This is a genomic window from Mucilaginibacter glaciei, from assembly GCF_014773245.1.
GTDB classification, from domain to species: Bacteria; Bacteroidota; Bacteroidia; order Sphingobacteriales; family Sphingobacteriaceae; genus Mucilaginibacter; species Mucilaginibacter glaciei.
In genome coordinates this window covers 49,804-61,227 of the sequence record NZ_JACWMX010000004.1, presented here as the reverse complement: position 1 = coordinate 61,227, position 11,424 = coordinate 49,804, and the positions used below count along the sequence as shown (strand labels likewise).

The 11,424-nt window shown below is 43.1% G+C and carries 13 protein-coding genes and 1 tRNA gene; 9 read left to right on the top strand and 5 right to left on the bottom strand.

Translation table 11 applies throughout. From position 1 onward, the window contains the following. The first annotated feature begins 19 nt into the window (after positions 1-19). Positions 20-886, top strand: a complete 867-nt coding sequence (locus tag IDJ76_RS10205; protein WP_191163221.1) for a BT_3987 domain-containing protein — start codon at positions 20-22, stop codon at positions 884-886. 156 nt (positions 887-1,042) lie between these two features. Continuing rightward, a complete protein-coding gene (locus IDJ76_RS10200; RefSeq protein ID WP_191163220.1) occupies positions 1,043-1,993 on the top strand; it encodes a carboxypeptidase-like regulatory domain-containing protein in 951 nt (316 codons plus the stop codon). 60 nt (positions 1,994-2,053) lie between these two features. On the opposite strand, the gene IDJ76_RS10195 is transcribed toward IDJ76_RS10200, so the two are convergent. The 3 genes from IDJ76_RS10195 to IDJ76_RS10185 all read right to left on the bottom strand — a co-directional run bounded on the left by IDJ76_RS10195 (position 2,054) and on the right by IDJ76_RS10185 (position 4,396). Further along, positions 2,054-2,947, bottom strand: a complete 894-nt coding sequence (locus IDJ76_RS10195) for a hypothetical protein (protein WP_191163219.1) — start codon at positions 2,945-2,947, stop codon at positions 2,054-2,056. A 104-nt stretch (positions 2,948-3,051) separates the two neighbouring features. After that, a complete protein-coding gene (locus IDJ76_RS10190; protein ID WP_191163218.1) occupies positions 3,052-3,459 on the bottom strand; it encodes a DoxX family protein in 408 nt (135 codons plus the stop codon). A gap of 22 nt (positions 3,460-3,481) precedes the next feature. Further along, positions 3,482-4,396: a S66 peptidase family protein gene (locus IDJ76_RS10185; protein ID WP_191163217.1), complete on the bottom strand. Its 915-nt coding sequence runs from the start codon at positions 4,394-4,396 to the stop codon at positions 3,482-3,484. A 131-nt stretch (positions 4,397-4,527) separates the two neighbouring features. Between IDJ76_RS10185 and metG the strand changes: the two genes are divergently transcribed. The 3 genes from metG (at position 4,528) to IDJ76_RS10170 (ending at position 7,600) form a co-directional block, all read left to right on the top strand. Next, positions 4,528-6,594 (top strand): methionine--tRNA ligase, encoded by a 2,067-nt coding sequence (gene metG, locus IDJ76_RS10180; RefSeq protein ID WP_191163216.1) that lies wholly within the window; start codon positions 4,528-4,530, stop codon positions 6,592-6,594. A gap of 135 nt (positions 6,595-6,729) precedes the next feature. Next, a tRNA-Arg gene (locus tag IDJ76_RS10175) sits at positions 6,730-6,801 on the top strand. 133 nt (positions 6,802-6,934) lie between these two features. Beyond that, complete coding sequence (locus IDJ76_RS10170) at positions 6,935-7,600, top strand: peptidylprolyl isomerase (protein ID WP_191163215.1); 666 nt, start codon at positions 6,935-6,937, stop codon at positions 7,598-7,600. A gap of 17 nt (positions 7,601-7,617) precedes the next feature. Here IDJ76_RS10170 and IDJ76_RS10165 read toward each other — a convergent pair whose 3' ends face one another. Further along, a complete protein-coding gene (locus tag IDJ76_RS10165) occupies positions 7,618-8,214 on the bottom strand; it encodes a class I SAM-dependent methyltransferase (RefSeq protein ID WP_191163214.1) in 597 nt (198 codons plus the stop codon). Between the two features lie 169 nt (positions 8,215-8,383). Here IDJ76_RS10165 and rlmF point away from each other — a divergent pair, with 169 nt between their 5' ends. Continuing rightward, positions 8,384-9,340 (top strand): 23S rRNA (adenine(1618)-N(6))-methyltransferase RlmF, encoded by a 957-nt coding sequence (gene rlmF, locus IDJ76_RS10160; protein WP_191163213.1) that lies wholly within the window; start codon positions 8,384-8,386, stop codon positions 9,338-9,340. Positions 9,341-9,451: 111 nt separating this feature from the next. Here rlmF and IDJ76_RS10155 read toward each other — a convergent pair whose 3' ends face one another. Beyond that, positions 9,452-9,964 (bottom strand): DinB family protein, encoded by a 513-nt coding sequence (locus IDJ76_RS10155; protein ID WP_191163212.1) that lies wholly within the window; start codon positions 9,962-9,964, stop codon positions 9,452-9,454. 374 nt (positions 9,965-10,338) lie between these two features. On the opposite strand from IDJ76_RS10155, the gene IDJ76_RS10150 reads away from it, so the two are divergent. From IDJ76_RS10150 to IDJ76_RS10140, 3 genes are read left to right on the top strand one after another with little or no spacing between them, the layout of a single operon-like run. Beyond that, on the top strand, positions 10,339-10,548 hold the full coding sequence (locus tag IDJ76_RS10150) for a hypothetical protein (protein ID WP_191163211.1): 210 nt from the start codon (positions 10,339-10,341) through the stop codon (positions 10,546-10,548). 54 nt (positions 10,549-10,602) lie between these two features. After that, the gene (locus tag IDJ76_RS10145) at positions 10,603-11,016 is read left to right on the top strand and encodes a VOC family protein (RefSeq protein WP_191163210.1); all 414 of its coding nucleotides are present in this window, start codon (positions 10,603-10,605) and stop codon (positions 11,014-11,016) included. A gap of 32 nt (positions 11,017-11,048) precedes the next feature. Beyond that, positions 11,049-11,423, top strand: a complete 375-nt coding sequence (locus IDJ76_RS10140; protein WP_191163209.1) for a DoxX family protein — start codon at positions 11,049-11,051, stop codon at positions 11,421-11,423. The last annotated feature ends 1 nt before the right edge of the window (position 11,424 follow it).

The following is an 11,424-nucleotide window of genomic DNA, read 5'->3' as shown; positions in this document are numbered from 1 at the left end:
CATTTAAAGCAAAAAGAAAATGAAAAGAAGATTTTATATTAAAACAGCTTTAGTTGCCCTTATAGCGGCGGCGGGCTTTAGTTCATGCCTAAAAGATGACAAGAACTATGTAGATTTTGCAGGTGCCAAACCGTTAATCGAACTACCTTCTGCCGCTAACGTTGGTGGTAGCGGTGGTTTGCTACAGGCAGCTGCCCTATCACTATCAGCTGCACCTGTGCCTATTAACCTTGCGGTAAACCTGGCTGCTCCTAAAACGTTAGGAACCGATGTTACTGTTAAGCTATCGGTAGATCAGGCTGCATTAACCGCTTATAACACAGCAAATGGTACATCCTATATTTTGTTACCAGCTGCTGCATATAGCAGTACGTTTTCGGCGGTAATCAAAGCGGGTACTAACCTTAGCAACCTGGTAATTAATATTAATACAGGTGTAATAGATCCGTCTATCACTAATTATGTTTTGCCGATATCTATTACAGATGGTGGAGGCCAGCAAATTAGTAACTACAAAACGGTGTTGTACAACGTACAGGTTAAAAACCAGTATGATGGAAGTTACAGGGCTGATGGTACGATTACTTTCCCTCCTCCAACCGCAGGTAGGTCTGAAGTTAATGTAACTAAAGCGTTAACAACTATTAATGCTAATACAGTTCAAACTACTGTATTTGATTTAGGAGGTAATGGCTTTATTATGTGGTTAACAGTTAATGCTGATAATACGGTAACTGTAAAACCATCGCCTGGATCTGCTAACCAAACTATCCAAAACAATGGTCCTTGTACATATAGCCCAACAACTAAAACATTTACATTGAATTACAAGTATGTAGGTGGTACCGGTGACAGGGTTATATTTGAAACATTTAAATTGAAATAGTCTGTTCTTTTATAATAAAAGCCGCCTCGTGTTTCATGAGGCGGCTTTTTTGCGTTTGGTAATTGTTTTGCGTCAAATATGTTACAATTTAATTTGTTCTTTCAGTTAAAAAAGCGGTAAATTTTCCGCTTGTAATAAGTAAAAATTAACCATCACATGAAAAAACTGATTTTTTTAGGGCTTGTGCTATCAAGCGCGGTAACCCTTGCGCAAAACGTACGGGTAAGCGGCACCGTTGTTGATCAAAAGGGCGAGCCCATTCCGTTTGCGTTTGTAAGTGATACGCAGCACCCTTATGCCACCTATACCGATTTGAGCGGTAAGTTTACACTCATGGCCGATCCTGCTTCTAATCTACTGGCATCGGCCAATTTTCATACAGAAACAAAGGTTAAAATTGATAACCCGGCGGCCGTTAAAATAGTGCTTGGCGATGGTGCCAGCCAGGAGGCCACTAATAGCAAGGGTAAATCTAACAGCTTTTTCTCGCCCGATGAAAACCGTATCGACCATGTGACCAGTATCAACAGGGTAGGCGCCGGTGAAGGTGGCGTACACGGCAGTAGATACCTTTTTGCCGACTGGGTACATGGCTTTGCCATTAGCCCTAAAGACTCCATTAAACAAAGCGACGTATACCTGTTCAATTATGATAAAGTTGCCGGTAATCTTTTGTTTACCCGTAATAAGGCCACAGCCATGCTTGCTGTAAAAGATGAAGTAAAAAGCTTTATCTTATATGATGAAAACGCCGCTCCCTGGAAGTTTGAACAAATGCCCGCTATCGACGCGAAACATTATGTACAGTTGCTGGTGTCGGGCCCTAAATACAACATCTATAAAACCTTAACTACCGAGTACATCAAAGCAAACTTTGTGACCAATGGGATCAGTTCATCGGGCAATACTTATGATGAATATAAAGACAATAGCACCTACTATGTAGTGAAAGCAGGGGGTGCACCTCAAAAGTTAGATCTAAAAAGCAAATCTATCAAAGCCGCCTTTGCCGCAGAGCCCGATAAACTCAAAAAATTCATGTCAGAAAATGATACTGATATTGATGAGGGATATGTTAAGTTGCTTGGAGAGGCGATGAATAAATAGGGAAATGATCTATTATAACAGAACATTGTCATTGACAGTGTTCTGTTATAATTTTTAATTTTAATATATATCTTGTGTGACGTCATAATCAAAATAGGTACCATCTCTTCTAAATATTTTACCGACACAATGAAAATTTGTACTATTGTTAGGTATAGGAGTAAAGATACCTGTTGCAGATGCCCCAAGTTCAGCGAATTGATTGTTTTGACTACATGATACTCCAGTCACAATTGAATTGGCTCCATATAATTCGTATTTAATAGTGGCGTCCCAAGGGTCTTGAATTAGGGCTAAGGCGTTTGGATTTCCAAGATTATTTGACGACCTCGGAGCGTATGGATAATCGGCTGATGCTAATGCAAAATTGGATCCAGTGGTACAGCGAATAAGGCGTACATTAGTGGTTGTCCGACTGCAGCCTGCTCGTCCATAATCACCGCTCAAATAGTTGTTAAGAATTGGAATCGGAATTGTTGTATACGTATTTGCAAGTGATGATAGGTCATCAAAAAACCTCTTAATATCTGCGGCTATTTTGGCCGTAGGCACTCCGCACAGTCCACCTGATAATATTGCAAATTGACTTCCCCCTAAGCCGTTTCCGGCCACTGGGTAAACATCGTATACTGTTGTAGCTGGATCTAATGACATAGTTCCATAAACAGGTGTGCCATTCACAAGATTTGGATATGTAGCACTATCCCAATATAAGTTGCTCACTTTGAACGAAATTCCATTTAATGTAACATGATAAGTATCGTAAGATTGTCCAGCAGGTCTTGGGTCAATTGTTAGGTCAACGTAATAGTAAGATGGTGTATTTACCAAAGACATATTTGGCGTTAGAATAGCACTGTTAAGTACAGGCGTTGCTTGTGATACTGTTTCTTTTTTACAGGAATAAAAGGCTACAGACATCAATAATGTTAACAGCAATAAAATTTTTTTCATAATTATGTTTTTAATTGGTTTGAACATAGTTATACGTATCGGGCAAATCAAAGTTGCCTGATATTTAAACATTAACTATCTGTTTAATTAAAATTAACTTCAGCTTATTTCTTGTCCAAACTATAACTGCCCGGCCCTACAAAGAACAAGCCTGCAAACATAACGGCATCTTCAATAGCGTGTGCTGCCCCATCCATTCCATCGCCTTTACCAAAGTGCATGGCTGCTGCTACAATAAGATTAATCACCATGAGCAAACAAAGCGGCCTGAAAAATAACCCAAGCGCAATCAGTAAACCGCCTACAGTTTCTACCACGGCGGCTAAAAAGCCCCACATCACCGGTAAAAAGGTAATGCCAACATATTTGGTAGACGTACCTAACCCTGCCCAGGCTTCGGGCCCGCCCAGTAGTTTAGGGTAACCATGATAAATAAACATAGCGCCTAAGCCAACGCGTATAAATAATAAGCCGAAATTGCGGTGGTTGCCCAGTTTGCCTAAATATGCCATTGTGTTTTATGTTAAGTGTTTACTAATAACTCATACTAACCCCCTGGGTTTTAACGGATAGATTTATTTTTTTACCCAATACCAGGCTACAGTTGTTGGGGATGTGCCCCGCGGGGAAGTCGAAACACACGGGGTAAGCGTAATCGCTCACCACATCCATCACCATTTCCGGCAGGGTTTGTCCGAACGGGATCTCGTTATCTTTCAGATCCGTAAAGCCTCCCATGATGAGCCCCGCCAGATTCTTAAGTTTATCAGCCCTTTTTAAGCTGCGCAACATGCGATCAATAGCGTACATATATTCGCCTACGTCTTCCAGAAAAAGAACCTTGCCGGCGTAATTCATATCTGATACAGACCCTGCCATCGCGACGAGTAAAGAGAGGTTACCGCCAATTAAAATGCCGTTGGCTTCGCCTATACGGTTAAGAGCGTTCGGCTTTAGCTGGTAGTGTAGCTCTTCGCCAAATAAAGCCTTCCGCAAAGTTTCTATAGAATAGGCTGATGCATCCGGGATATTCAATGGCATTTGTCCGTGTATGCAAGGATGGCCGTAGTTGTTAATAATATGGCCGTGGAACAGGGTGATATCGCTAAAGCCAACTATCCATTTGGGGTTAGTTTCCAGGTTCGCAAAATCGACCCGGTCAATCATCCTTATGGTGCCGTAACCGCCACGTGCGGCGAAGATGGCCTTAATGTTGTTGTCATCAATAAAACGCTGCATATCCCGCGCCCGCGTTTCGTCATCACCTGCAAACTGATGGTATGATGCCGTAACGGTTTCGCCCAATACCACTTCAAGCCCCCAGCCGGTTAGCAGGTTCACCGCATCCGTCATCGGGATGGGTAACTTTTTGGCCGGGCAGGTAATGGCTACCTTGTCGCCTTTTTTAAGGTAGGGTATTAATGAGTCCGAAAGTCCATTAGTCGGCATAGCTCCGAAGGTTTTATGTTTGTTACAGGATAGCGGCAAAGTAATTCGTCTTCCTGACTTTCCATCTAACCGACTTCCCGTCTTTTCGGACTAAAAACTTATCTTTGCAAATTAATAAACATCCCTGTTTAATGTCGCAACTAAATAAATATAAAAGATACACCATTACATCGGCATTGCCTTACGCCAACGGCCCGCTGCACATTGGCCATTTAGCCGGTGCTTACCTGCCTGCAGACATATTTGTACGCTATCTGCGGCTGATGAAAAAGGATGTAGTTTACATTTGCGGCTCGGACGAGCATGGCGCTGCTATTACCATTAAGGCCAAAAAGGAAGGCACCACACCGCAGGCCATTATCGATAAATACCACAACCAAATCAAAGATAGTTTTGAGGAATTCGGGATAGCTTTTGATATTTATCACCGCACCTCATCGGCCATACATCATGATCTATCGCAGGAGTTTTTTCTTAATCTTTATGAAAAGGGCGAGTTTATAGAAAAGTATTCGGAGCAGTATTATGACGAAGATTTTGACCAGTTTTTGGCCGACAGATACATTACCGGTACCTGCCCGGTTTGCAGCTACGATAAAGCCTATGGCGATCAGTGCGAAAACTGCGGTACATCCTTGAATCCTACAGATCTGATCGACCCGATATCTACCCTGAGCAATAAAAAACCTATCCTGAAACCAACCAAGCATTGGTATTTGCCGTTGGATAAGTATCAGCCCTGGTTAGAGCAATGGATTGACGAGAAGGAAGGCGAGTGGAAAGTGAATGTGTTTGGCCAATGCCGCTCGTGGTTAAAATCGGGCTTGCAGCCCCGCTCCATGACCCGCGACCTGGATTGGGGGATAGACGTACCCTTAGCCGAAGCTAAAGGCAAAAAGCTTTACGTTTGGATGGACGCACCGATAGGCTATATATCGGCCACCAAACAGTGGGCGACAGATAAGGGCAAGGATTGGCAGCAATACTGGAAAAAACAAGCCAATACAGAAGATGACGCCTGCCTGCTGCACTTTATAGGTAAGGATAATATTGTTTTCCACTGCATTATTTTCCCTGCAATATTGAAAGCGCACGGCGACTACATATTGCCACAGAACGTACCGGCAAACGAGTTTTTAAACCTGGAAGGCGATAAGCTTTCCACGTCACGCAACCATGCCGTTTGGCTGCACGAATATCTGGAAGAATTTCCCGGTAAGCAGGATGAATTGCGTTATGTGCTGACATCGATACTGCCTGAAACCAGCGACAGCGAATTTACCTGGAAGGATTACCAGGCCCGCGTAAATAACGAATTGGTGGCCATTTTAGGCAACTACGTCAACCGCGTAATGATACTGATGCACAAGTATTACGACGGGAAGGTAGAAAGCACTGAAGCTACCATCAGATTAACCGAGGCTAAAGTAAACACCGAGTTGGGCAATCATTACGACGAGTTGGGTAAAAACCTGGAGAGTTACCGTTTCCGCGCAGCATTACAAAACGTGATGGATATAGCCCGTTTAGGCAACAGGTACCTAACCGAGCAGGAGCCATGGAAAACTATTAAAAGCAACCCTGAGGCTGCAAAAACAGCCCTGCACGATAACCTGGTGCTGATAGGTCATTTAGCTACCTGCCTGCAACCTTTCCTGCCGGCCACGGCCGCTAAGATATTCGGTATGTTGAATAAGGATGCTGTTACCTTTGACCAGGAACTGGAATTTGCCAATGGCCATCAATTGAACCCCGCCGCTCTATTGTTTGAAAAGGTAGAGGACGAAGCCATAGAAGCCCAGATCCAGAAACTGGCCGATAAAAAGAAAGCATCTGCAGTTGTAATTGCACCTGTGGTAGCGCCAGCAAAAACCAATATCACATTTGATGATTTTGTAGGTATGGATATCCGTACCGGCACTATCCTGACTGCCGAGAAGGTGGCTAAAACTAAGAAACTGTTAAAGCTCACTATCGATACCGGCATAGACCAGCGCACGGTAGTATCGGGCATTGCAGAGCATTACGAACCGGAGTTTATTATTGGCAAACAAGTGAGCATCCTGGTAAACCTGGAGCCGCGCGAGATAAAAGGCATCATGAGCCAGGGAATGATCCTGATGGCGGAGAACGCCGAGGGTAAACTTAGTTTTGTAGCCCCCGCAGATGAAATGCCTAATGGCAGTGTGATACGATAATTCAGATGTGCAAATTACAAATATGCAGATGTGCAGATGACGCACAAATGGTTTTGACAAATGAGGTATAATTTGCACCTTTGCAGCCGTACAATTTGCATATCTGCTCATCCGCGTATCTGCACATTTGTAACCGGTCCTGTAGTTCAACGGATAGAATAGAAGTTTCCTAAACTTTAGATATGAGTTCGATTCTCGTCAGGACCACTTGAAAATTAAAAGCCTTTAGATGAAAATCTGAAGGCTTTTTGCTTAAATATCGAGTGAGTGATTCTATTGCCTGATAATAGCTTTTCACGTCGTAATTATTCATAAATTGGCTTGAAAAATATTTAATAATTTGAAAAAGTCGCTATTAATATTGGTTGCTTTGTTTGCCCTGTTAACCAAAAGTTTTGCACAGCAGCCAAACCAGTATGTTAAGATCGAAACACCGCAGGGTTGGTGTATTGTCAAACTTTACAACGAAACGCCCCTGCACCGCGATAACTTTATCAAGTTGGTTAAGGCCCGTTATTTTGATGCCACCACCTTTAACCGCATCTTAAAAGGCTTCGTTATACAAGGCGGCGACCCTGATTCTTTGTACGAAAAAGGCCGTAAGCTGAAGCCGGAACAGCATTGGATAGCCCCCGAATTTGTACCTGGCTTGTATCATCGCCGGGGCGTAATCGCGATGGGGCGGGATGATAACCCCGAAGAATCGTCGTTCACAACGCAGTTTTATATTGTCGACGGTAAGCCCCAAACAAAAGAGCAACTTGATGCTATCGAACAAAAGTCAAAAATCCGTTTTACCCAAGCACAGCGAGAACTTTACCGTACTATAGGCGGCACGCCATCGCTTGATAATCATTATACTGTGTTTGGCGAGATAATAAAGGGCATCGATCTGATAGACAAAATAACGACTGTCAAAGTTGATAAGGCAGGCAACCCCGATACACCCGTTTGGATGAAAGTTACTTTATTGACTCCGAAGCGGGCTGCTCAAGCGTTAAAGTAGGCAGGTAAAGCTATGCGTTATTTCTGTTTTATCCTGATCAGCGCGAAAGGAAAGGTGTAATTAAATTCCTTAACTGCGATTTCTTCGAACTGAATATCAAAAGTGTCTTGATCAAAAATATGCAGGTGTACCGGGTTGTTATAAAATATAACAGGGTTTAAGTGTTTGAGGGCTAAAATACGTTTGGTAAATTCTTTAACCATTTCTTCTTTAAATGGGTTGTATAGGTAAAAAACGTTTCCGGTGGTAGGGAAGTCGTCAAAAATGTTATCCAGCCTTATCTCGACATTTTTGTACTTGGCCAACCGTTTTTTGGTTTCCTTGCCAACCACCGGGTTTATCTCGTACCCAATCATTTTGTTTTTTACGCCCTTATATAACAAATAGCTAAACACCCTTGCCTTTCCGCAGCCCACATCGTAAATAACATCATCGGGCTTTATCTGGTAGCGTTCAAAGAAAACGATCTGTAACTCTTCATAGTTGGAGCTCACCGTTTTTATCAAGTTATCACTATCGATGGATGGAATCTGCCCCGCTAAAAACTTGCCTTGCGTGGTCAGGTCTATTTTTAAGCGGCGCAACTGGCGCTTTAAATACTTGTAAATATTCATAATTCGGAGTGCGCTAATTGGTTAACCCTCTGCTTGGAAGTTATGAATATAGAAAGGAATGTTAAAAAATCAAATTGAATACTGTTTATATAGCGTTATCACTTAAAAATAGATGTGCCGAAACAGCAATTATAAAGTGCGTAACCTTTTTGATTAGCTTTGCAACGCTATGGCCGATAAACCCGAACAACCCGCCGACGAGAAATTAACGCTGCACCCGCGTAACCCGCATCGCAGCAGGTACAATTTTCCTAAACTGATAAAGGCGCTGCCCGCCCTGCGCGATTTTGTTTTTGATAACCAATACAACGACCTGTCGATTGATTTTACCGACCCCGAAGCGGTGAAAACGTTGAACAAAGCCTTGCTAAAAAAGCATTACGGCGTGGCTCATTGGGACATCCCCGAAGGGTTTTTATGTCCGCCGATACCCGGCAGGGCCGATTACATCCACTATATGGCCGATGTACTGGCCGAAGCTAATGGCGCTAAAGTGCCCGAAGGCAGCGCGGTTAAAGTATTGGATGTAGGAGTGGGCGCCAATTGTATCTATCCGCTGGTAGGTAACAAAACCTATGGTTGGAGCTTTAGGGGGACGGACGTAAATGATACCGCGGTATCATCTGCAAAAAAAATTGTGGCTGATAATGAATTGGCTGAAGTCATCAATGTATGGAAACAGGGTATCCCCGATGCGATATTTAAAGGGGTTATCAATGAGGGCGACCAGTTCGATTTCACCATGTGCAACCCCCCGTTTCACGCCTCATGGAAAGAAGCAGCCGCGGGTAGCCGTCGTAAATGGAACAACCTGGATACGAAAGAGAAAAGCGAACTGAACTTTGGCGGCCGTAATAACGAATTATGGTGCGAGGGTGGCGAAGCACGTTTTTTAAATAAAATGATAGCCGAAAGCGTGGAGTATGATTCGCAGGTTTGCTGGTTCTCCTCATTAATCTCTAAAAAGGAAACCTTGCCTGGTTGCTATAAATCGTTAGATTATTTTAAGGCGGTCGATGTTAAAACGATCACGATGTCGCAAGGCCAAAAAACAAGCCGCATTTTGGCCTGGACCTTTTTAGATAAAACGCAGCGCGAACAGTGGTTTGCAAATAAACCTAAATAGTTTGTCAAAAACAGCGTTATTGCGAGGTACGAAGCAAACTCCGGATAAGTATATCCAATATGCAAAGTTTAGAGTTTGCTTCGTACCTCGCCATGACGCGCAGCTTAATTATTAATACCTGTCCCAAAACGCAGGGGGTTCAATGCCTAACGCCCGCAAGTAAACAAAGCCCTGGGCACGGTGATGGGTATCATTATCTGTTAAGTATAGCAGCATATCCCGAACGGTACTTTCGTACTGCCCGAACGCCATTATTTTATCGTCAAAAGTTTCAGGAGATATTTGGGGCATCAGGGTGTTTATCTGTTCTGTAACCTCATCCCATGCTTCCAATATTTGCTGCTTAGTGGTCATTTTAACGTCTGAATTAAAATGATCAAGCATCGGCGTAGTTTCCCAGTTGCCGGTAGCTAGTCCTTTTACACCGCCGCTTGCCAAACCAATCATTTCGCCGGCCAGTTCACTGTAGGGGCGCATCCCGCCGACAGAAAATGCAAATAATTCTTTTTCAGGAAATGCGGCTAAAACTTTTCGGCCTAACTTACGGTGGCCCTGCCAGTAGCTTAAAAAAAACGCGGGGGTAACTAACTCGGTTTGCTTTGGTGCTGATGTGGTGGTTGTCATGATATGTTTTGTTTGTGATTGTTACGCAAAGAAACCACCGGGTAATGACAGCAGTATGTCAGCAGGATTTTTTAAATAAAAAGAATTGTTTACGTTTATTTACCAATCCGGATATCCAAAACGAGTTTCAGAAGTTGGGTTTACCGCGCAGGAGGGTAATACTAAAACGTAGTCACCAACGCAGCACACATTATACCAAATCTTTCAGGAATTTTCACTCAATTAGACACCGTTTCCCCGAAAAGGGGCGATCTGCATTATCCCTACCACTACAGTCGCGATCAACCCCTTACATTGTCGTTATTGCACCCGCCTTTATACTTAAAAGTACAGCACCTTTGTATGGTGCGCCATTCAGTAAAATGAATTAAAAAATGATAGAGGTTTTTAAAACAGATGTTAAAGGCATACGGCAAGCAAAAAAGCTTGTCGCTTTATTGCTTGCCAACTGGCCCGTTTGCCGGGTAAACTTCGATCTGGACGATTGCGATAAAGTTTTGCGTGTAGAGGGGGCGGAATTCTGCACCAATCGTATTGTCGAATTACTTAAATTGAACGGGCACAACTGTGAAGTATTAAATTAGTGGATTTATACTTATAACCTATTACATAGAACGTACAACTTAAAAAAAAGCACCATGTCAAAAATTAGCGCTTACATCAACTTTAACAACAACAACTGCCGCGAGGCCATGACCTTTTATAAAGATTGCCTGGGTGGCGAATTGACCTTAACAGTAGTAAAAGATTCGCCGATGGCAGCTATGTTTCCTGCAGAGGTACAGGACACCATTTTACACGCCGACCTTACCGCCGCCGATTTTAACTTGTTGGGTTCTGATATGCAAGACCCATCTGTTAAAGAGAAAACCGGCGGGCAGGTTTCATTAACCCTAACCTGCGCAAACAAAGCCGAAATGCAAAGTATTTTTAACAAACTTGCCATGGGCGGCACCATCACGCATGCGCCCGAAACCTTTTTTGCAGGCACAATGGGTAACCTATTAGATAAATTTGGCATCCGCTGGGGGGTATTTACCGACGAGAAATAGTAACATTTAACAAGCTATAAACCAACCTTATCATGAGTGCAAAAACAATTAAGATCATCTATTGGGTACTAACCGTCATCTTTGGTATATTTATGCTGATGGACGGCGGTGCCGGGGTAGCCAAAGAAAAAACAGGTCAGGAAGTAATGAACCACCTGGGTTATCCTGTTTATTTGATGGGAATAACCGGGGTATTTAAAATAGCTGGTGCTATTGCCATCCTGCAGAACATTTTTAAAACGATTAAGGAGTGGGCCTTCGCGGGTTTCTTTATTAGTTTCATTGGCGCGGCTGCCTCAAGGGCCTTTGTTGGCGATGGTGCCGGACTGATATTTTTGCCATTAATTATGCTGGCTGTAATGTTTGTAGTATATTACTTCTGGAAAAGATACGAAACCATTAAATAAT